The following is a 20,893-nucleotide window of genomic DNA, read 5'->3' on the forward strand; positions in this document are numbered from 1 at the left end:
AAAAAGCGTACATCTGACATGTCAAAAAAGTGGAATTTTTTTTCTTTTGAGTATGAAAGCCATCGTCAGAGTTATTCCGATTTCAGTCATATAAAGACTCGATATCAATCCATACCCATGATAACGATACGTCAGAAAAGTGGCATACAAGGCGTGTAGCGGGCCAGCTATGAGATATATCCGGCTTAAAGAGACACTCATACCCAAAGCCTGAAATCGCCATTGAGAAAAAATGGTAGCAACTGCAATGACCAGAGGTAAAAATGCGAGCGATTTGAGGTAGATGGCAGCTGGCATAAACCCAGCACCAAGATAACGAACTGTGATGAAATCCGCGCCAAAAAACATGACCAAACCGCACACTAATTCTATCCCTACCAGCATTAATGATCCATGTTGTATCAAACGTTTCGCTCGTTGACGATCTTTCGGATCTTGACTCAAAACGATAATTCGAGGAAATAAAGCGGAAGCTATTGGTTGAATAAATCCTTGTGCCGCAATACGTAATTTATCGGTTGCATAGAAAAAGGATGCTTGTTCAACGCCGGCAAAATTTCCGATCAGAATTCCGTTTATATTCGTGTAAAAACTGGTGGAAATATTTGATAAAAAAATTGCCCATCCTTCTTTCATCATGTCCCAAATACTCGTAATACTAATTTCAGCACGTTCAATTAACTTTTTATCGATGGCGTAATAGAATGAAAAAACCGCTGCGATAATACCTGGAATATTTTGCAATGCAGCTGCGGTAACTAAGTCGTCTGAATTCTTTACATACAAAAAAAATAGTGGCAAGGGAATCACACGAGAAGCGCAAGTAATCAATGCCAGAACACGCATTCGCTCTAACCCCTGAAACATCCAAGTGGGAAACAGCGCATTGCCAAAGACCCCCAAAAAGCATGCGAGCATTAGTACGCTGTGTTGGCGAATAGAAGGAATAGCCGCAATCAAAAACAACGAGACTAGCCCGGTCAAACAGGCAAGCATCAGCTTTACCGCGATCGTATTCGCAAATACCGACGATACCTTTGCTTTGCTATGGCTATCGATAGCAATTAATCTTGTCGCTGTAGTCGAAAATCCATAATCAGTAATCAGAATGAAGTAATTGACAATATATTGCATATAGGCAATGCGACCAAAACCTTCCGCACCTAAAGTGCGAGTAAGATATGGAAGCACGATCAAAGGTGCCAGATAGATAAAACCTTGTGCAGCAATGAGGTACAGAATATTTTGTTTGGGGCCCGTCATATTCTCATTTTTTCAGATGGATGGAATGGTTTAAATCATGCCTCATAGATTTTTACTGCATGATTAAAATATACCTGAATGCTTCCCCATCTTTCCAAATATCCCGTCTCGTATTCCTTCAAATATTGCTCTGGTTTTTATTGCTCTGGCTTTCTCTCCTAAAAGAATTTTAACCAATTCCTTCATCATGTCGTATACACACTTCAGTACTAAGAGAGGGTCATAAAGAAAATTTTCTCTAAAAAAGACTATGCGATTTCTGCTCATGTAATACTGGCGTAGTGGTGAGTAATTGGAACTAAAATACGTCGTCCCTAAGAAAGTTCTTTTCTCGGGCAGCCCGAGTCGATGCTGAAAATTAGTCTCATGGGTTTCTATTAATTTAAAACCCGCTTTTCTTAGTCGGACGGACAAATCGAAATCCACATAGTCTATGAAAAAATCTTCGCGGAAATTTCCTACCTTTTGTACTGCATTAATTTGAACTAAATTTCCCGAGGTAATTAAAAGTTTGACAGAGCCTCCAGATTTTTTCTCCGAAAATACCCGGCCCCCACTATAAAACGGAGTACCAATAGAGGCGACACTTGCATCGCTGACTGAAATCACCGAGGACAGAATAGCGACGTAATTTTTTGGCAAACAACTATCTTGATCCATCGTCAAGAGCCAATCGGCACCTAATTTTGACGCGTATTCGAGTCCTCGGTTCAACGCATGAGCAATTCCCTGGTTACCGGAATTATTCAGGTAATAGCAAAAGTCCTCCTCGGCAAAACGCGATTGAGTTTGTTTCGCAAGGGGCGAATTATCCGAATTATCAACAATAACAACGCCAGCAACCTGAGAGCGCAAGACTAAAAAATTTTCGTATAGCCGTTCTATGTCAGGATTAAATGTGACTATCACCGCAATAATTTTATTGATTTGTTGTTTCATAAGTTTGCGTAAATGCTTCTAGTGACAATCTATGTGCTATTTTCATTCATTGTCGGTTTCTCAATCCGGATAATGCTGATCTCTACAAATTGCTTTCTATACTTGTACCATTTCCCTCAATTCCCAGATGATCCATGAAGGCCATAATTTGGATAAGAAATTTAAGGATCAAGAACAGCATAATTTGAATACGACGGGTAGTATAACTGCATTCCCTGCAAATCTTGCCTCAGAAACATCCTGTAAATAGCACTTCAGGTTCTTTAATTTAACAAACTGCACCTTCGCCCTGAAGACACCCTCGATTTGCGCTCAAATTGCTTGCCTTGACGAGATTTAGGCGATAGCATCAAGCGTTGGAATACTGCCATCATTAAAAAGAACGATCATGCTTTTTTGATTTTTCAAATCAGGTAAAAATAGCGAACATTACAAACACAATAACGAACAGAGACGAGGAAATTTATGGATAAGTTTTGGCTTAAATCCTACCCGCAAGGGATGCCTGCAGAAATTGATGTCACGCAGTATCAATCATTGGTGCAGTTGTTAGAAGAAGCATTTAAAAAATTTGCCGCACGTAATGCCTATGCTTGTATGGGAAAATTATTGACGTATGGCGAACTCGATACGATGTCGCGTCAGGTAGCAGCCTGGTTGCAACAGCGCGGCCTCAAAAAAGGTGCCCGCGTTGCCATCATGATGCCTAACGTGCTGCAGTATCCAGTAGTGATGGCGGCGATTTTACGTGCTGGCTATGCTGTAGTGAACGTGAACCCACTGTACACTCCGCGCGAATTAGAGCATCAGCTAAAAGATTCCGGCGCCGAAGCGATTTTTATCCTCGAAAATTTTGCGACCACACTGGAACATGTGATTGCCAAAACCGACGTCAAGCATGTTGTCCTAGCGAGTATGGGCGATATGTTAGGCGGTTTCAAAGGCACCTTAGTTAATTTTGTTGTTCGCAATGTTAAAAAAATGGTGCCGGCATTTAAGCTGCCGACCGCGATTCGCTTCAACAAAATGTTGTCGGATGCCCGTCAATTGAGTTTTAAACCTGTAGAGATTTTGCACACGGATGTAGCTTTTCTGCAATACACCGGTGGCACGACTGGTGTTTCAAAAGGGGCGACACTGACACATCGCAATGTTGTTGCTAACGTTTTGCAAAACGACGCATGGTTGTCACCTGGTATGGCGGGGCATGAACACGAATCCAAAGTGATCGTTTGCGCGTTGCCGCTTTACCATATTTTTGCGTTGACAGTATGCAGCTTGCTTGGAACCCGCATTGGTGCGATGAATTTGTTGATTCCAAATCCTCGTGACATTCCGGGTTTTGTTAAAGAATTGCAGAATTATAAAATCAATATTTTCCCTGCTGTAAATACTTTATATAACGGTCTGTTGAACAATCCTGACTTTGCTAAGCTCGATTTTTCTGGCTTGGAAATTTGTAGTGGCGGTGGTATGGCAGTACAAAAAGCAGTAGCCGACAAGTGGCTCCATGTCACCGGTTGTGCGATTGCAGAGGGTTATGGTTTGTCTGAAACTTCACCAGTAGCAACGGCAAATCTGGCGAACACCAAAGAGTTTTCCGGCACCATAGGCATGCCTATTCCTTCGACAGAAATTCTGATCCTTGATGATGATGGCAACCCAGTTCCACTGGGTCATCCAGGTGAAATCGCAATTCGTGGTCCACAAGTCATGGTTGGCTACTGGAACCGTCCGGATGAAACAACCAAGGTGATGACAGCGGATGGCTTCTTCAAAACTGGTGACGTCGGGATTATGGATTTCCGCGGTTATACGACGATTGTTGATCGCAAAAAAGACATGATTCTAGTGTCTGGTTTTAACGTCTATCCAAATGAGATCGAAGGCGTAGTCGCGCTGCATCCAGGCGTACTCGAATGCGCCTGTATCGGTGTGCCAGATGCTAATTCTGGTGAAGCCGTGAAATTGTTTGTGGTGCGCAAAGATCCTAATCTGACCGTTGACCAACTCATGGATTATTGCAAAGAACAATTCACCGCCTACAAAAAACCGAAGTACATTGAATTCCGCATGGAGTTACCGAAAACCAACGTCGGTAAAATTTTGCGCCGTGAATTACGCGACGAGAAAAAAGCAGCTTAAAAAATAAAATGGAAGGCAACGCGCCTTCCATTTTATTTTGTGCGGGTGCTAGCTGCGCTGATAGGTTATTGCATCGATATGAGGGGTTGCACCAGCACAATAAGCAATGAAAGTAACGTTTATAATAAAAAACTATTCAGTAAAATATCAGGCCGTCACTACACCAGTTTTTCCATCTTCCACCACAAAAGTCTGCAACGTACTAATCCCCGAATCTGCCCTCAAAACATCGTCCAGCGCCACAAACTGGGTCAGCATTTTTTTCTCTGTAATTTCCATCAACATATAACCGCGTTTATCACTACGACCATATTTGATGTGACGGTTACGAGCCAGAATTTGCTCGGTACTTTCTTGCGGGCGTGAATTGGACGTAATCGACGTGCCACAAAATTCAGTAGCAATAACCGGATTACTCGCCGATGCTTTTGCATCAAAATCGTGCTTCAGATTTGCCGCATAAAACGTATGTACATCACCTGAAATGACGACAGGATTGGCGGGCTGATGCTTTTGAATATCTTCCAATAATCGTTGACGTCCGGCAGGGCAACCATCCCAACCGTCAGTCCAGAATTTTGCTTCAGGCGTGTGAAAATCCGCGCCAACATCACATTGCGCCATCAAGGTTTGTTGCGTCAGAATATTCCATTTCGCCTGTGAACTGACAAAACCCCGCGCCAGCCATTGCTCTTGTTCAGTGCCAAGCAATGTGCGGGTAGTGTCACGCAAATCACTGCATTCAGCACTGCTAACGATGCTGGAGCCACCCTGCCCCGCTTTGACGCACGGTTGATAAGACCGGTACTGCCTGTCATCGACCACATGAAAACGAGCTAACCGTCCCCAGTCATAGCGATCATAAATCCGCATATGGGAAAATTGTTCAGAAGTGGTGGTCGGCTGTTGCAGGCGCACAGGCATGTGTTCATAAAATGCCTGATAAGCGGCAGCGCGTCGTTGCAAGAAATTCAGGTCTAAGCGCTCGTCGCGGTCATTACCGTAATCATTACTGACTTCATGATCATCCCACGTCACAATCCACGGCGCGGCATGATGTGCCTCTTGTAGTAAGGGGTCGGTTTTATATTGAGCATAACGGGAACGGTATTCTGCTAAGCTGAAACTCTCTATATCGCGGCGTCGCGGTTTTAGGGGGTGCTTGGTATCGTAAGGTCCCCATTCATAAATGTAGTCGCCGAGAAAAGCCACCAAATCCGGTGCTGACCGCGCTATATGATGGTGTGCTGCATATTCGCCAAACTCCCAATGCTGACACGATGCAACAGCCAGTTTTAAGCTGCTCCCTTGGGCATCAACTGCCGGTGCGGTGCGGGTACGACCATAGGGGCTAACTGCATCACCCACCATAAATCGATACCAATACCAGCGATCCGGACGCAACGCTGTCACATCCACATGCACACTATGCGCCAACTCGGGCAAAGCAAACGCTTCGCCTTTATCGACAATGCGCTTAAATGCTTCGTCCTCTGCGATTTCCCAACGCACTTTATACGCCACTGGTGGCAACAGTAATGAATTCAAAGGTCCAGGCAACAGCCGGGTCCACAACACCACACTGTCATGTCGCGGCGAACCTGATGCCACACCCAAAGTAAATGGGTAGGATGGCGTACCACCGGATATTTTCTCAGCGGCATAGCCTGGAAACGCCTGTGCCAGTGCTGCTAGCGAAGCAAGTTGTAAAGACCGCTGCAAAAATTGACGCCGCGACCACATTTTATTTGCCAGCGGAAAATGCCTCAATTGCTTCTAAAGGCGGAATCTGGCGTGGTTTGCGATCTTCACCGGTTGCTACATAGGTCAAGGTTGCTTCGGTCACCTTCACCGTGTCAGCTTGTAGACGGTTTCTCTCAGCATAAACTTCGACTGCAATCGTAATCGAGGTATTGCCGACTTTGACCACGTCTGCGTAAAACGATAACAAATCACCAACAAATACCGGCTGTTTAAACAAAAATGAATTCACCGCAATGGTCGCCACACGGCCATTGGCGCGTCGGGCAGCCGGAATCGCGCCCGCAATATCCACCTGCGCCATAATCCAGCCACCGAACACGTCACCATGCACATTGGCATCGGAAGGCATAGGCATCACACGCAAAGTAGGCATGTGTGGAGGAAGCGTGGTTTGGGTATGGTTTGTCATCGTTATCTTTCTAAAACTAAATCATTTGAATTGGGTGCAACATCAATGCAAAAACTATTCCTGAGAGGCTGACCGCGCAGACAGTACACAGCAGACGCTGCTAACGGTTACAATCTGAAGCGTAAGTCCAAGCTTAAATTCAAGCTTAGCTCGCAAATCAACAAAGTAAAGATCGTCCTATGGCAAGGCTTTCACCGCATTGCTTTTGACCTGAAATTACCCGGAACACGTACGCCAGCTATTGCCAGCAGGGCTGACATCATAAACTACTTCTAGAAAAGACTCTTACGATGCGCAATCGCAGAGAAAACACCAGCAACAGCGTGCCACCCGCTGCACCTGTAAATCATCAACGTAGTGATTGGGCAACCATCAAGACGCTGTTACCGTATTTGTGGGCGTATAAGCTACGCGTATTGCTGGCCTTGTCTATGCTTGTCGGCGCAAAATTAGCTACGGTGGGCGTGCCTTTGGTGTTAAAGCGCTTAGTGGACAGTATGACCATTACACCGACGCATCCGGCCGCGATGGTCGTGTTACCGATTAGCTTAATCATTGCTTACGGCGCTTTACGCTTATCGACGACCGTCTTTACCGAGCTACGCGAGTTTGTATTTGCAAAAGTGACGCAAAGAGCGGTGCGCAATATTGCACTCAAAGTATTCCGCCATCTCCATGCGTTGTCTTTGCGTTTTCATCTGAACCGCCAAACTGGTGGTGTGACGCGGGATATCGAACGCGGAACACGTGCCGTTTCTTCATTGGTTGCTTATGCACTGTTCAGTATTTTTCCGACCTTGTTAGAAATCACGCTGGTATTAATTTATCTGAGTACCCATTACGATAAGTGGTTCAGTATCATCACGTTTGTCGCGCTCACGACCTATATCGTGTTTACGATTTCCGTCACAGAATGGCGTACGCATTTCCGTCGCACCATGAATGACCTCGACTCTAAAGCCAGTACCAAAGCCATCGATTCTTTATTGAACTATGAGACAGTAAAGTATTTCGGTAACGAAGAATACGAAGCACAACGCTATGATCAGGGTTTAAAAAATTACGAAACAGCGGCAGTCAAATCACAGAGCAGTTTGTCTTTATTAAATACCGGCCAATCGATGATCATTGCCACCGCCGTGACCTTGATTTTATGGCGTGCAACACAAGGTGTCATAGACGGAAATATGAGCATCGGTGATCTGGTGCTGGTCAATTCTTTCATGCTGCAATTGTATATGCCTTTGAATTTTCTCGGCGTGCTCTATCGCGAAATCAAACAAAGTCTGGCGGACATGGAAAAACTGTTTTCCTTACTTGATCAGAATCAGGAAATCGCAGATCCAGTTAGTGCCAAACCATTGATGATCAAACATCAACAGGGTGGCGAAATTGTCTTCAACCACGTCGATTTCAGCTACGAAAGCAAGCGTCAGATTTTGTTTGATGTCGACTTTAAAATTGCCGCCGGCACCACCACGGCGGTGGTTGGACATAGTGGTTCTGGCAAATCAACCTTGTCGCGTTTGCTGTTCCGTTTTTACGATATTCAGGCTGGTACCATCAGCATCGATGGACAGGATTTACGTCAGGTAACACAAGCCTCAGTGCGCGCTGCGATCGGTATCGTACCGCAAGATACAGTGCTGTTTAACGACACGATTGAATACAATATCGGCTACGGCAAACCTGGCGCAACGAAAGAAGAAATCGTCGCCGTTGCCAAGGCGGCGTTTATTCATGAATTTATCGAATCACTACCCGACGGTTATCAATCGATGGTGGGTGAGCGCGGCTTAAAATTATCTGGCGGTGAAAAGCAACGTGTGGCTATTGCGCGTACGTTACTGAAGAATCCAGCTATCCTCATTTTTGATGAAGCGACCTCGGCACTCGATTCGCGTTCTGAACAAATGATACAAACGCAGTTGAAAGAAATTGCTCGCAGCCGCACCAGCCTGGTAATTGCGCATCGCTTGTCGACCATCGTCGATGCACATCAAATTTTGGTCATGGACAATGGCAGGATTATTGAACGCGGCACACATCAGGAATTGATAAATTTACAGGGCGCTTACGCACAAATGTGGGAACGTCAACAAACCGGTATTACTGACAATGACGGCAATACCGAAGACGAGCAATTACAAGTAGCAGGGGTGTAAATGGAAACCAAGTGGTTAGAAGATTTTGTCTCACTCGCAGAAACCAATAGCTTTAGCCGTTCGGCAGAATTACGGCACGTAACGCAGCCGGCTTTTTCTCGTCGTATCCAATCTTTAGAAGCGTGGTTAGGCAGTGATCTGATTGACCGCACATCATATCCGACACGCTTAACCCATGCAGGTGAAGTGTTTTACGAACAAGCGATTGCGATGTTGGGGCAAATCAATAACGCCCGCGCTTTGTTGCGTGGTAAGCGCACCACCACCCAGACCACGATCGATTTTGCAGTTCCGCATACGCTATCTCTCACCTATGTACCGCGCTGGCTGACGGGTCTTGAAACAGCGTTTGGAGAAATCCATAGCCGCTTGCTGGCTTTGAATGTACATGATGCGGTCATGACCTTGGTCGAAGGTGGTTGCGATCTCTTATTGTGCTACCACCACCCGCGCCAGCCTTTACTGCTCGACGCAAGTCAGTACGACATGATCAGCATGGGTCATGAAGCATTACGCGCCTACACCCGCTGCGACAAACAAGGCAATCCAGAGTTACTTTTGCCCGGTAATGAAAACGAACCGATACCGTTTTTAGCCTATGCAAACAATGCCTATCTGGGACGCATGGTGGATCTGATTCTGAACGACACCCGCACGCCTTTGCATCTGGAAAAATGTTACGAAACCGATATGGCAGAAGGCTTAAAAATGATGGCACTCGAAGGTCGCGGTATCGCCTTTTTGCCAGAATCAGCAGTTACTCGTGAGATCAAACAAAAACAACTCGCACGTGCCGACGACGGCACCGGCGCTTGGGAAGTCAACATGGAAATTCGCCTCTATCGCGAACGCCCATCATTACAAAGACCCGGCAAAATGATCGTCTCACGATTATGGGATTATCTGGAGCAGATTCAAGCAGCGGAAAATAAAAAAGGACAAAAGGCGGCGAAGCGAGTTTAGTATACTCGCGTGGGGATATCTAACGACTAACTCGTCCGCCAACAGGAAGGCGAGCGATCAAGATTGCAGAGAGCATCATTCCGCCAGCAAGCAGGAAGGTTAGGTGCATTCCTGAAGCGATAGCCGAATCGCTTGCATGAGCAAGCTCTTCGGCTCCCACACCGAACGAAAAAACTGAACCCATGGCCGACGCACCAATAACAAGGCCAACATTGCGCGACAAGCTGAGCAGCCCCGACACCGTGCCTCGGCTATTTTCTTGGACGTCCGCTAGCGCAGCAGTGTTGTTGGCCGCCTGAAAAAGCTGGTAACCCGGCGTCAAGACCACAATGGACAGCACATAACCAGCAATGCCGATCATGTTCGGCAGGAATGCAAGCAGGTAGGCTCCCACAGCCAACAACGTTAGCCCCAAAGCGAGTACACGAGAACTCCCAAAAATATCAACGACTCTACCTGAAGGAACTCCGCTGAAAATGGAAATCAATGGCCCAATCGCCATGATGAATCCAACCTCAGTCGTCTTCAATCCAAGCCCTAACCCAAGGTAAAAAGGACCGACCACCAGCGTCGTCATCATGACCGCGGCAACCAATAAATTAAGCAAAAGGTTGAGTGCCAGACTCCGGTTCAGTACCGACCATATGCTCAGCGCACTAGTAGTTTTTTTATCATAATTGTCCGGCAGCTTGATGAAAGCCAGGATAAAGGCTATACCTGCCAGCGGGAACTGCACCCAGAAAACACCACGCCATCCAGATACCGCGATGAGCAGTCCACCGAGCGAGGGGCCAAGCGCCGTTCCCAGCGCAGAAACGGTACCAAGCAGACCCATGGCACGCCCCATACGAGCCTTACTTGCCGTTTGACGAGTAAGGGCCATGGCAAGCGTCATCAAAAAGGCTGCACCTATGCCCTGAAGCGCCCGGGCGCCGACTAAGCACCATAGGTTTGGCGCAGCAGCGCACAGCAGCGAGGCAATAGCGAACACGGCAAGACCGACCAAGAGCATAGGCTTCAACCCGCGACTATCACCGAGCCGACCAGCGATAACAACCGAGATCGTCAGAGCCGCGAGATAAGCAATGACGACTGCTTGCACCTGCACAAACGGTGCAGAGAACGCCTTGGCCAGCGTTGGTAGCGCAATGTTGGCAATGCTGGTGCCGAGCGATGCCAGCAACATCGACAAAGCCAACGTGACCGTAATTCCTGAGTGCACCTGTACCGGTGCCAGTGATTTCACCTGTTCCATCATCTTATCCTCTTGCCTAAAGTTGAGTTCGAGGGCATGATACAACTTCAAGTCAACTTGAGGTCAAGCATGGAATTGCTAGATATTGGAGAAGTCTCGGCAAGGAGTGGAATCAAGCCTTCGGCACTACGCTATTATGAAGAGTCTGGGCTAATTTCCTCGATTTCGCGGCAAGGATTACGCAGACAGTTTCCGCGTGAAGTACTACTGCAACTTAAGCTGATTTCCATGGGCAAATCAGCAGGTTTCTCACTTAAAGAGATTGCCGGGATGTTCGCCCAGAATGGAATACCACATATCTCTCGTGTTACCCTGCATCAGAAAGTCGATGAGATTGACCGCCAAATCCAGAAATTGACGGCGCTACGCGACACACTACGTCACGTTGCTGAATGCCCTGCCCCATCGCATATGGAGTGTCCCAAATTCAAGCGGCTCGTTGAATTATCAGGAAAAAGTGACGTTAAGCTCACAAAAAAAAGGCATCGACTCTCAGTACTCCCTTAGGGCGAGTACGAACCGCCCTAATTTCGCAATCCAGCGAAATTCGCGGCTTAGGCCTGTACAACAATTCTTCACACTCCAAGTCCACTTTTACAGTTATGCAATTCCTGCATAGATTAATGCAAACAAAGCATTGGCTGAACAACGACCAGAACGACTACTATGCCTCACCTTTTTAGTGCGAATTTAAAAATAACGCACCAAAAGAAGCCATTTTTTGTCTTTTCTGTTTATATCATCAGGAGATACCATGTCCAGCCAACATCAGATCCCGTCCTATCTTACCCCGACAGAGACCGGTCCTTGGTCTGTTTACCTCGAGCAAATTGATCGTGTTACCCCATATCTCGGCAACTTGTCGCGTTGGGTAGAAACGCTGAAACGCCCAAAACGTATTCTGGTAGTGGATGTGCCTATCGAACGTGATGACGGCACGATTGCCCATTTTGAAGGCTATCGTGTACAGCACAACACTTCCCGTGGTCCAGGTAAAGGCGGCGTGCGTTTCCACCAAGACGTGACTTTGTCTGAAGTGATGGCATTATCAGCCTGGATGACGATCAAGAACTCCGCGGTTAACGTTCCATACGGTGGCGCCAAAGGCGGTATCCGTGTTGATCCTAAAACCCTGTCCAAGGGCGAATTGATGCGTATGACACGTCGTTATACGTCTGAAATCGGCATCATCATCGGACCAGACAAAGATATTCCGGCACCGGACGTCAATACCAACGAGCAAACCATGGCATGGATGATGGATACCTATTCCATGAATGAAGGCCGCACCGCAACTGGCGTTGTGACTGGTAAGCCAATTTCTCTCGGTGGTAGTTTAGGTCGTCGTGAAGCAACTGGGCGCGGTGTATTTGTAGTAGGCTCTGAAGCCGCAGCTAAACGTGGCTTGAACATCTCAGGCGCAAAAATCGCTGTGCAAGGTTTTGGTAACGTCGGCGGCATCGCAGCACGTTTGTTTGCCGAAGCTGGGGCGAAAATCGTTGCTGTTCAAGATCACGGTGGCACGATTTTCCATTCCAACGGCCTGGATGTGAATAAACTGTTAGAACACGTTGCAGCTAAAGGTAGCGTTGCTGGTTTCGAGGGTATTGAAGCGGTATTGCCAGATCACGAATTCTGGTCAGTCAATTGCGACATTATGATTCCAGCAGCACTGGAACAGCAAATCACCACCAAAAACGCGGATCAGATCAAAGCCAAAATCATTCTGGAAGGCGCAAACGGCCCAACGACACCAGAAGCGGATGACATTCTGCGCGACAAAGGTGTGTTGGTAGTGCCAGACGTGATCGCTAATGCTGGTGGCGTGACTGTTTCTTACTTTGAATGGGTACAAGATTTCTCCAGCTACTTCTGGTCTGAAGATGAAATCAATCAACGTCTGACCCGTATCATGAAAGAAGCATTTACATCGGTATGGCAAGTAACTGAAGACAAGAAGGTATCCCTGCGTACTGCAGCGTTTATCATCGGTTGCTCACGCGTCTTGCAAGCCCGTGAAGTGCGTGGTCTGTATCCATAATCTGTAAAGCATAGTCACACGAGCAAATTTTTTTGCATGTAATGTGGTAACTGCAACGCCCATCGCCTAAGCTGGAACTGAGTTAGAACTCAATCGAATCCAGTACCTTAGGTTAATGGGCGTTTTTCTTTGTCGTAAATACACAATGGTGCTTTTTTAACGCGTTGAAGCTTCAAAAAAATCAATTTCTGATAGCGAGGATTGATGCAAATGCGACACAAAATAATTAACTTTTAAAAAACTAATTATTAATAAATAATTCATTTAAAACATTATTTGTCTTTATATTAAGAAGAAAAATACGACATTTACCTTACAAAGTTTTGAGATAAATTGCAATTTCCCTTGAACAACTAAGTGGTTTGTCATTACCATCCTGAGCTACTTAACTCGGAGGTCTTATGAAAGTAGTGCAAAAATGGTTGAAAGCAAGTTTACCTTGCGTGCTGGCTTTCGGAATTCCGCTTACATGCGCAGCCGATACTCTCAGCAATATCAAAGCAACCCAAACTATCACAATCGCACATCGTGAATCTTCTGTGCCTTTTTCCTATTTGGTCGATGGTAAGCCTGTCGGCTATTCAATGGATATTTGCCTTAAATTTGTGGACGCTATCAAAAAAGAACTCAAGCTCCCCCAATTAAAGGTCAACTACTTGCCGGTGACATCGAGTAATCGTATTGCTTCGATTATCGATGGCAAAGCGGACATGGAGTGCGGTTCGACAACTAATAATGCTGAACGCCGCAAACAAGTCAGTTTTACTATTCCTCATTTTTTTGCCGCGGCTCGCATGGTGGTGCGTAGTGATGCCGGCATTAAAAATTGGCCCGATTTGAAAGATAAAAAAGTTGTCACAACCAAAGGAACAACAACGGTCAAACTACTCAATGATCGCGATAAAGTGCGCGGACTGAATGTGCGTTTTCTTGAAGGCAGTGAACACGCAGAATCATTTTCGATGGTAGAAAAATTTCAAGCCGATGCTTTTGTGATCGATGATGTATTGTTGTATGGCTTACGCGCAAATAATGCTAATCCAGATAAATTCACCATTGTTGGCGATGCTCTATCCACGGAACCCTACGCCATTATGTTACGCAAAGATGATCCAGCATTCAAAGATTTGTTGGATCGAGAAATGGCAAAAATGATGAACGATGGGGACGTCACAAAACTCTACGACAAATGGTTTAAAAAACCGATTGCACCTAAAGGTATCAATTTGAATATGCCGATGGGCTTTTTATTGCGCGATAACATTCGCTTTCCTAGCGATAAAGTTGCTGATTAACATCCTGGCAACAATAAAGCCGCTCACAGCGTTATCGCATGGTACGCCCCATGAGGTAACGCCACATATTGCTATTTTTTTTTGGTTTGTGCGATTTTTAGGGTTATAAAAAGGGTGTGAAAGCCTTAAAAATTACTTACAACTTAATTTTAAAATATGAATGCATAGATCGCATGTTTTGATACACTCTGTTATACGAATTTCGTCGTTTAATTTTGGAGACAGTATGAAATTATTGAAAACATTAGTTTTGATGATCAGCGTTGGTATGACGTGTAACGCAGCACAGGCGCAAGAGAGCGGAACATTAAAAAAAATCAAAGACAGCGGCACCATCATTCTAGGTGTACGCGATTCATCTATTCCGTTTTCTTACCTTGATGATAAGCAATCGTATCAAGGTTACTCGGTTGACCTGTGTATGAAGATTGTGACTTCAGTGCAGCGACAATTAGGTTTAAGCACATTAAATGTAAAGTTGAACCCGGTAACCTCAGCAACACGTATTCCCTTGATGGCCAACGGCACTATCGATCTGGAATGCGGCTCTACCACCAATAATCTAGAACGTCAAAAACAAGTATCGTTTGCGCCAACAACATTTGTCACCGCTAACCGTATCCTGTCTAAAAAATCGGCTCACATTAAGTCGCTTGCCGATTTACGCGGTAAAGTCGTCGTTTCAACATCGGGAACTTCGAACTTGAAACAATTAACGACCTTAAATGCAGATCAAAACCTGGGCATCAATATTCTGCCTGCGAAAGATCATGCTGAGGCTTTCCTGATGGTAGAAACTGGCCGCGCTGCTGCGTTTGTGATGGATGATATTTTGCTCGCATCACTGGCGGCAAATTCTAAATCCCCATCCGATTACGAAATCAGTAAAGAAGCCTTATCGGTAGAACCATATGGCATCATGCTGCGTAAAGATGATCCTGCATTCAAAAAAGCAGTCGATACGGCGATCAGTAACATCTTGACTTCGGGTGACATCAATCGCATCTACGATAAATGGTTCATGCAACCAATTCCACCAAAAAGTATTACGTTGAACTGGCCTATCTCTGACCAATTTAAAGCAGTCATTGCAAAACCAACTGATTCCGGTGAGCCATCAGCGTATGCAGCTGTACCAGAAGCGCAAAAAGCCGTACTGAAAAAGAAAAAATAATCTTTTCTGAATTGAGCCACATCATTTGCTGTTGATTGGTTCAAGGATGATCAAAGAGCGGGGGGTGAGTTCACCTCCCCTTTTATTTGGAATAGTTGAAATATTACTTTCACCAGAATATAAAAGATCACATGCGTGCTATCTTTTAGTAATAAACAATCAGAAGTGCGAATCAGAAATACAAATCGAGAGATGGTAGTGAGGAGATACACATGAATTACAACTGGAACTGGCAGATTTTCTGGGAGGATGCGCCAGATGGCACTGGCACTTACCTTGACTCCCTGATTTCTGGCATGCAATGGACATTAGCCACCGCGGGAGCGGGTTGGGTGATTGCGCTGGTATTGGGAGCAATCATCGGTACCATGCGCACGGCACCGAATAAATGGATGGCAAAATCGGCCAATGCTTACGTCGAGTTATTTAGGAATATTCCTTTATTGGTACAGATGTTCCTCTGGTATTTTGTCATGCCTGAAGTTGTGCCAAGCGCACTTGGTGACTGGCTCAAATCGTTACCCAATATGGCGTTCATTACTGCCGCGTTGAGTCTGGGTTTCTTTACCTCAGCCCGCGTTGCAGTTCAGGTCTCAGCAGGTATCAATGCGCTGCCACGCGGTCAACTCATGGCGGGGACTGCGCTTGGCTTAACCTTGCCGCAAACCTATCGTTACGTGCTGCTGCCGATGGCGTTTCGCATCATCATTCCGTCACTAACGAATGAAGTCGCGGCGATCATCAAAAACAGCTCGGTAGCATCGAGTATTTTTGTGGTGGAACTGATGCAAAGTGCCCGTTCCATGCAAGAATTTTCAGCACAAGTATTTGAAGCATTTACGGCTGTGACGTTGATCTATCTTGGTATCTCCGTCATCGCGATTTTGTTGTCGAATCTGCTTGAACGCGTCACCGCAGTCCCAGGGTTCATTACCTCAGGCTCCGCTAAAGTGAAAGGGAATTAATCATGTTAGGCTCTTTCGACTTTGATGTGATTCAACGCACCTGGCAGCATTTGATTTTTGAAGGTCTGCTGTTCACGGTTAAATTAACGTTGGTCGCCATGCTGGGAGGTATCATCCTCGGTACCGTGCTGGCAATGATGCGCTTATCGAGCAATCGTCTGATTTCTTTTGTTGCGACTACTTACGTCAACCTGATACGTTCGGTGCCACTGTTATTGGTGATCTTCTGGTTCTATTTCCTCGCCCCGTATATCGGCGCATGGATTATCGGGGCGCATGAACCAGTGCAAGTTGGCGCTTTCTCATCTTGCCTGATCACCTTCATCTTGTTTGAGGCTGCTTACTATTGCGAGATTATGCGCTCCGGTATTCAATCGATTCCGCGTGGTCAGATTTCCGCCGGGTATGCGATAGGAATGAACTACTGGCAAACGATGGCGTATATCGTTTTGCCACAAGCGTTTCGCAACATGATTCCTATCTTGTTGACGCAAACGATCGTGTTATTTCAAGACGTGTCCCTGGTGTCTGTGCTTGGGATTCCGGACTTTGTCGGCTCCGCCAATGCCGTTGCGCATCGTGATGGACGATTGGTAGAAATGTACACGTTTGTGGCTGTAATCTATTTCATTTTATGTTTTAGCTTGTCTAGCCTGGTTAAAAAATTACAGCAAAAAGTGGCGATTATTCGCTAGGAGTGGGTCAGATTCCATTCCCCTGAAAGATTTTGGAGATAACATGATTACATTAAACAACGTTAGCAAATGGTATGGTCAGTTTCAGGTATTGACTGATTGCAGCACCCAAGTCGCCAAAGGTGAAGTGGTGGTGGTATGCGGTCCTTCTGGTTCTGGCAAATCAACACTGATCAAGACTGTCAATGGTTTAGAACCTTTCCAAAAAGGTGAGATTATTGTTGATGGCATTTCTGTGGGCGACCCCAAAACGAATTTATCCAAACTGCGCGCTCGTATCGGTATGGTGTTTCAAAACTTTGAACTGTTCCCGCATTTAACTATCCGGCAAAATCTGACGCTGGGTCAGGTCAAAGTATTGGGACGCTCTGAAGATGAAGCAACAGAACGTGGTTTGAAATATCTGGACCGCGTCGGGCTGTTGAATCAGAAAGATAAATTTCCAGGTCAATTGTCCGGTGGTCAGCAACAACGTGTGGCGATCGCCCGTGCCTTATCGATGGATCCTATCGCCATGTTATTTGACGAGCCGACATCAGCACTTGACCCTGAAATGATCAATGAAGTCCTGGACGTGATGGTAGGTCTGGCACAAGAAGGTATGACCATGATGGTGGTGACGCATGAAATGGGTTTTGCCAAAAAAGTAGCAAACCGTATCGTTTTCATGGACAAAGGTGTCATTGTCGAAGATTGTCCCAAAGATGATTTCTTTACCAATGCCCGCTCAGATCGCGCCCGCGACTTCTTGGCAAAGATCATCGCGCATTAAGCAAGGATCCGCGGATGTGAAACCTGTTTCTGCGTTTGTGCATCACGGATGACAAAAGTGGATGCGGTTTCACACCGTCTTTAAATATACTCCCCCAATATTTTTAATTTTTATCCTATTTGTCATTATCAAATATGGGAGGAAATTACATACTATGGTGGAGTATATTTTTATCCTTTCAGCCTGTCGTGCAGAAAGGTAAAATGATGGCTATCGAGAATTTGACACCGAAAGCGATCATGTCCACACCATCCTCACAATCTCTGACCATCACCCGACCAGACGACTGGCATCTACATTTGCGCGATGGCGCCGCACTCGCGAGCGTCTTACCGCACACCGCAGCCCAATTTGCGCGTGCAATCGTCATGCCTAACCTGAAGCCACCAGTCACGACCACGGAACAAGCAGCAGCCTATCGCGAACGCATTCTGGCAGCATTGCCAGCAGGGATGAAGTTCGAACCATTGATGACTTTATACCTGACTAATAACACACCGCCAGACGAAATCCGCCGCGCCAAGGATAGCGGTTTTGTCCACGCAGTAAAACTCTACCCGGCTGGTGCAACGACCAATTCAGACGCCGGTGTGACCGATCTGAAAAAATGCTACAAAACACTGGAAGTCATGCAAGAAGTGGGGATGCCTTTTCTGGTTCATGGCGAAGTCACTGATTCAGACATCGATTTATTCGATCGTGAAGCTGTGTTTATTGATCGCGTAATGCAGCCTTTACGCAAAGACATGCCAGAGCTTAAGGTCGTTTTTGAGCACATCACTACCAGCGATGCTGCCTCTTACGTTTCCGAGGCGTCTGGTACGATTGCAGCGACGATCACTGCACATCATTTGCTGTACAACCGCAATGAGATCTTTAAAGGCGGCATCCGCCCGCATTACTATTGCCTACCAGTCTTAAAACGTGAGACACACCGCCAGGCTTTGTTAAAAGCAGCAACATCAGGCAGCGCGCGCTTCTTCCTTGGTACTGACTCAGCACCACACGCAAAAGGTGCAAAAGAGCACGCTTGCGGCTGTGCCGGATGCTACACCGCTCTGCATGCAATGGAGCTATATGCACAAGCATTTGATCAAGCTGGTGCACTCGATAAACTGGAAGCATTTTCCAGCTTCAATGGCCCCGATTTTTACAATCTGCCACGCAATACTGACAAAGTTCAGTTACTGCGCCAGGAATGGAGAATGCCTGATGAGTTGCCGTTCGCCGATGCCAGCATCGTGCCGCTCAATAGCGGTGAAACCTTACATTGGAAATTGCAGGCAGTCAGCGCCTAAGCCGGATGTCTGAACGTTTTTTTGACCAGATAGACTGGTCTGCCCGTTGGTTTGATACCGTACGCCCCTATGCGCAGCAATTGATCGCTGCGCAAGATTGGCGTGCATGCCTGAACCGGCTCGCAGGTGAAATGCAATTGCAAAATCATCTTGGGCTAGCAGTTCAGTTTATGCCGCAAGAAGAATTACCGGAAGGCACAGCATATGAGGCGCATATCAGCGCGACGGGGAAAGTGCCCACGCGGGAAAATCTGCATGACTTTTTTAATGCCTTAGTATGGCTGAGTTTTCCAGAAATTAAGCGTCAGCTCAATGCCTTGCAAGCCGCACAAATTGCCGCACTAGGGATAGGAAAATCGCGCGGCCCTGCGCGTGACGCTGCGACCATCTTTGATGAAAATGCAGCACTTTTGGTTGTCGAGCATTCTGCAGCCGGAGACGAGTTAATCGAGGCGTTACGTCTGCATCAATGGGATTCCGCTTTTGTACAACAACGATCAAAATTTGATCGTTGCGCCAAGATATGGAGTTTTGGTCACGCCTTAATGGAAAAATTAGTCAATCCATATAAGGCGATCACTGCGCATAGTTGGGTACTCAGAGTTGAACCACAACACTTTGCTTTATCGCGTGATAATAGTTTGATGCAGATCGACCAACTCGTATCTCAACAATTGTTGACCCATAGATTGACCACCGCTGATTACACGCCGCTACCAGTGTTAGGTATTCCTGGTTGGTGGGAAGAGCAAAATCCCGGGTTTTACGCGGATCAGAGCGTTTTCCGACCACCACGCCAAAGAAAATAAGCGGCCAATTTTTGACCGCTTATTTTTCACTGCAAGATTTCGCAACTGGTTTACTTTAAAGTGTTAAGCCTTCGCCGTTGCCTGCAACTTTTGAAATAACTGGTCTTTCAAGTGAATACGCACTTTCTTGAGTGCTTCAAGAGCGACGTCGCCTAAGTGCTCAACACCGTTCTCAGCGCGGTTAACCGCCTTATCCGTTGCTTCATACTCATCAAACAATTTTGCAAAATGCGCGTCGCTCGATTTCAGGTCATGAATTTGTTCTTTGAACTCTGGAAAATCAACAGCCAATTGGTGATGTTCAACTTGCATAATAACTCCTGAATAGATGAGGAAAATTCCTGCTGTATCTATGATATTCGCATCCGCAAAGTCAATTGTGATCCAGATCAAGGTCATGCTGAATTGATCATCATACTCGATCAATTTTCCACGAAGCACTCAAAAGCTATAAAAACAAAACCCTCGCTACCTAAGTAACGAGGGTTGGTGTATGGAGCCTGACGATAACCTACTTTCACACTGGTTGCAGCACTATCATTGGCGCAGAGTCGTTTCACAGTCCTGTTCGGGATGGGAAGGGGTGGTACCAACTCGCTATGGTCATCAGGCATAACTGGGGGATTCCTTGTATTTTCGCTGTTCTGCGAAATACACAAAATCGAATTTTGTAGGGCGGGTGTGACCCGCCTAGTACTATCCTGTAAATACGTCCTCGCGTGTTAGAACCGCGCTGCTGAATTCATGTATTTACATTTCTAATTCACATCTTCATGAAGATAGGTATCTATAAGAGACGTATCTATACTTTTATAAAAGCAAAACCCCTCACTGTTTTCACAGAGAGGGGTAGCATTGGGGAGCCTGACGATAACCTACTTTCACACTGGTTGCAGCACTATCATTGGCGCAGAGTCGTTTCACGGTCCTGTTCGGGATGG

Annotated in this window: 18 protein-coding genes and 1 rRNA gene; 12 read left to right on the top strand and 7 right to left on the bottom strand. The window is 46.1% G+C overall.

Annotated features, from left to right (window positions below; genetic code table 11):
• Positions 1–21: 21 nt before the first annotated feature.
• Both ACO0KY_RS04750 and ACO0KY_RS04755 read right to left on the bottom strand, forming a co-directional pair.
• Positions 22–1,263: a flippase gene (locus ACO0KY_RS04750; RefSeq protein WP_423044658.1), complete on the bottom strand. Its 1,242-nt coding sequence runs from the start codon at positions 1,261–1,263 to the stop codon at positions 22–24.
• Between the two features lie 63 nt (positions 1,264–1,326).
• Positions 1,327–2,202: a glycosyltransferase gene (locus tag ACO0KY_RS04755; protein WP_423044659.1), complete on the bottom strand. Its 876-nt coding sequence runs from the start codon at positions 2,200–2,202 to the stop codon at positions 1,327–1,329.
• Between the two features lie 465 nt (positions 2,203–2,667).
• Between ACO0KY_RS04755 and ACO0KY_RS04760 the strand changes: the two genes are divergently transcribed.
• Positions 2,668–4,347 carry a long-chain-fatty-acid--CoA ligase gene (locus ACO0KY_RS04760; protein ID WP_423044660.1) on the top strand — a complete coding sequence of 560 codons (1,680 nt, stop codon included), beginning with the start codon at positions 2,668–2,670 and terminating at the stop codon, positions 4,345–4,347.
• 147 nt (positions 4,348–4,494) lie between these two features.
• On the opposite strand, the gene ACO0KY_RS04765 is transcribed toward ACO0KY_RS04760, so the two are convergent.
• Both ACO0KY_RS04765 and ACO0KY_RS04770 read right to left on the bottom strand, forming a co-directional pair.
• A complete protein-coding gene (locus ACO0KY_RS04765) occupies positions 4,495–6,090 on the bottom strand; it encodes an alkaline phosphatase D family protein (RefSeq protein WP_423044661.1) in 1,596 nt (531 codons plus the stop codon).
• A gap of 1 nt (position 6,091) precedes the next feature.
• Positions 6,092–6,520: an acyl-CoA thioesterase gene (locus tag ACO0KY_RS04770; protein ID WP_246447133.1), complete on the bottom strand. Its 429-nt coding sequence runs from the start codon at positions 6,518–6,520 to the stop codon at positions 6,092–6,094.
• Between the two features lie 290 nt (positions 6,521–6,810).
• On the opposite strand from ACO0KY_RS04770, the gene ACO0KY_RS04775 reads away from it, so the two are divergent.
• On the top strand, positions 6,811–8,685 hold the full coding sequence (locus tag ACO0KY_RS04775; protein ID WP_423044662.1) for an ABCB family ABC transporter ATP-binding protein/permease: 1,875 nt from the start codon (positions 6,811–6,813) through the stop codon (positions 8,683–8,685).
• A complete protein-coding gene (locus tag ACO0KY_RS04780; RefSeq protein ID WP_423044663.1) occupies positions 8,686–9,648 on the top strand; it encodes a LysR family transcriptional regulator in 963 nt (320 codons plus the stop codon). It begins immediately after the preceding gene.
• Between the two features lie 19 nt (positions 9,649–9,667).
• Here the strand turns inward: ACO0KY_RS04780 and ACO0KY_RS04785 are convergent, their stop codons facing one another.
• Positions 9,668–10,903, bottom strand: coding sequence for an MFS transporter (locus tag ACO0KY_RS04785; RefSeq protein WP_423044664.1), 1,236 nt, complete (start codon positions 10,901–10,903; stop codon positions 9,668–9,670).
• A gap of 69 nt (positions 10,904–10,972) precedes the next feature.
• Here ACO0KY_RS04785 and ACO0KY_RS04790 point away from each other — a divergent pair, with 69 nt between their 5' ends.
• The 9 genes from ACO0KY_RS04790 to ACO0KY_RS04830 all read left to right on the top strand — a co-directional run bounded on the left by ACO0KY_RS04790 (position 10,973) and on the right by ACO0KY_RS04830 (position 19,952).
• Positions 10,973–11,410 carry a helix-turn-helix domain-containing protein gene (locus tag ACO0KY_RS04790; RefSeq protein ID WP_423044665.1) on the top strand — a complete coding sequence of 146 codons (438 nt, stop codon included), beginning with the start codon at positions 10,973–10,975 and terminating at the stop codon, positions 11,408–11,410.
• 247 nt (positions 11,411–11,657) lie between these two features.
• Complete coding sequence (locus tag ACO0KY_RS04795; protein ID WP_186911261.1) at positions 11,658–12,944, top strand: Glu/Leu/Phe/Val family dehydrogenase; 1,287 nt, start codon at positions 11,658–11,660, stop codon at positions 12,942–12,944.
• A gap of 401 nt (positions 12,945–13,345) precedes the next feature.
• The gene (locus ACO0KY_RS04800) at positions 13,346–14,239 is read left to right on the top strand and encodes an amino acid ABC transporter substrate-binding protein (protein WP_423044666.1); all 894 of its coding nucleotides are present in this window, start codon (positions 13,346–13,348) and stop codon (positions 14,237–14,239) included.
• A 226-nt stretch (positions 14,240–14,465) separates the two neighbouring features.
• Positions 14,466–15,413, top strand: a complete 948-nt coding sequence (locus ACO0KY_RS04805; RefSeq protein ID WP_423044667.1) for a transporter substrate-binding domain-containing protein — start codon at positions 14,466–14,468, stop codon at positions 15,411–15,413.
• Between the two features lie 212 nt (positions 15,414–15,625).
• Positions 15,626–16,378 (top strand): amino acid ABC transporter permease, encoded by a 753-nt coding sequence (locus ACO0KY_RS04810; RefSeq protein ID WP_423044668.1) that lies wholly within the window; start codon positions 15,626–15,628, stop codon positions 16,376–16,378.
• A 2-nt stretch (positions 16,379–16,380) separates the two neighbouring features.
• Positions 16,381–17,073 carry an amino acid ABC transporter permease gene (locus ACO0KY_RS04815; RefSeq protein ID WP_186911257.1) on the top strand — a complete coding sequence of 231 codons (693 nt, stop codon included), beginning with the start codon at positions 16,381–16,383 and terminating at the stop codon, positions 17,071–17,073.
• A 43-nt stretch (positions 17,074–17,116) separates the two neighbouring features.
• On the top strand, positions 17,117–17,845 hold the full coding sequence (locus tag ACO0KY_RS04820; RefSeq protein ID WP_186911256.1) for an amino acid ABC transporter ATP-binding protein: 729 nt from the start codon (positions 17,117–17,119) through the stop codon (positions 17,843–17,845).
• 239 nt (positions 17,846–18,084) lie between these two features.
• Positions 18,085–19,143 (top strand): dihydroorotase, encoded by a 1,059-nt coding sequence (gene pyrC / locus ACO0KY_RS04825; RefSeq protein ID WP_423044675.1) that lies wholly within the window; start codon positions 18,085–18,087, stop codon positions 19,141–19,143.
• Positions 19,144–19,148: 5 nt separating this feature from the next.
• Positions 19,149–19,952, top strand: a complete 804-nt coding sequence (locus ACO0KY_RS04830; protein WP_423044669.1) for a DUF3025 domain-containing protein — start codon at positions 19,149–19,151, stop codon at positions 19,950–19,952.
• 63 nt (positions 19,953–20,015) lie between these two features.
• Here the strand turns inward: ACO0KY_RS04830 and ACO0KY_RS04835 are convergent, their stop codons facing one another.
• Both ACO0KY_RS04835 and rrf read right to left on the bottom strand, forming a co-directional pair.
• Entirely contained in the window at positions 20,016–20,264 is a 249-nt protein-coding gene (locus ACO0KY_RS04835; protein WP_422991037.1) for a YdcH family protein, read from the bottom strand.
• A gap of 186 nt (positions 20,265–20,450) precedes the next feature.
• Positions 20,451–20,563: ribosomal RNA gene (gene rrf / locus ACO0KY_RS04840) — 5S ribosomal RNA — on the bottom strand.
• Positions 20,564–20,893: the final 330 nt, after the last annotated feature.

This window comes from Undibacterium sp. Dicai25W (assembly GCF_049340505.1).
Classification (GTDB): Bacteria; Pseudomonadota; Gammaproteobacteria; order Burkholderiales; family Burkholderiaceae_D; genus Undibacterium; species Undibacterium jejuense.

Bases quoted from the DNA above. Each gene is read 5' to 3' on its own strand.
- ACO0KY_RS04750 (WP_423044658.1), bottom strand. From the start codon at position 1,263: ATGACGGGCCCCAAACAAAATATTCTGTACCTCATTGCTGCACAAGGT.
- ACO0KY_RS04755 (WP_423044659.1), bottom strand. From the start codon at position 2,202: ATGAAACAACAAATCAATAAAATTATTGCGGTGATAGTCACATTTAAT.
- ACO0KY_RS04760 (WP_423044660.1), top strand. From the start codon at position 2,668: ATGGATAAGTTTTGGCTTAAATCCTACCCGCAAGGGATGCCTGCAGAA.
- ACO0KY_RS04765 (WP_423044661.1), bottom strand. From the start codon at position 6,090: ATGTGGTCGCGGCGTCAATTTTTGCAGCGGTCTTTACAACTTGCTTCG.
- ACO0KY_RS04770 (WP_246447133.1), bottom strand. From the start codon at position 6,520: ATGACAAACCATACCCAAACCACGCTTCCTCCACACATGCCTACTTTG.
- ACO0KY_RS04775 (WP_423044662.1), top strand. From the start codon at position 6,811: ATGCGCAATCGCAGAGAAAACACCAGCAACAGCGTGCCACCCGCTGCA.
- ACO0KY_RS04780 (WP_423044663.1), top strand. From the start codon at position 8,686: ATGGAAACCAAGTGGTTAGAAGATTTTGTCTCACTCGCAGAAACCAAT.
- ACO0KY_RS04785 (WP_423044664.1), bottom strand. From the start codon at position 10,903: ATGGAACAGGTGAAATCACTGGCACCGGTACAGGTGCACTCAGGAATT.
- ACO0KY_RS04790 (WP_423044665.1), top strand. From the start codon at position 10,973: ATGGAATTGCTAGATATTGGAGAAGTCTCGGCAAGGAGTGGAATCAAG.
- ACO0KY_RS04795 (WP_186911261.1), top strand. From the start codon at position 11,658: ATGTCCAGCCAACATCAGATCCCGTCCTATCTTACCCCGACAGAGACC.
- ACO0KY_RS04800 (WP_423044666.1), top strand. From the start codon at position 13,346: ATGAAAGTAGTGCAAAAATGGTTGAAAGCAAGTTTACCTTGCGTGCTG.
- ACO0KY_RS04805 (WP_423044667.1), top strand. From the start codon at position 14,466: ATGAAATTATTGAAAACATTAGTTTTGATGATCAGCGTTGGTATGACG.
- ACO0KY_RS04810 (WP_423044668.1), top strand. From the start codon at position 15,626: ATGAATTACAACTGGAACTGGCAGATTTTCTGGGAGGATGCGCCAGAT.
- ACO0KY_RS04815 (WP_186911257.1), top strand. From the start codon at position 16,381: ATGTTAGGCTCTTTCGACTTTGATGTGATTCAACGCACCTGGCAGCAT.
- ACO0KY_RS04820 (WP_186911256.1), top strand. From the start codon at position 17,117: ATGATTACATTAAACAACGTTAGCAAATGGTATGGTCAGTTTCAGGTA.
- pyrC (WP_423044675.1), top strand. From the start codon at position 18,085: ATGTCCACACCATCCTCACAATCTCTGACCATCACCCGACCAGACGAC.
- ACO0KY_RS04830 (WP_423044669.1), top strand. From the start codon at position 19,149: ATGTCTGAACGTTTTTTTGACCAGATAGACTGGTCTGCCCGTTGGTTT.
- ACO0KY_RS04835 (WP_422991037.1), bottom strand. From the start codon at position 20,264: ATGCAAGTTGAACATCACCAATTGGCTGTTGATTTTCCAGAGTTCAAA.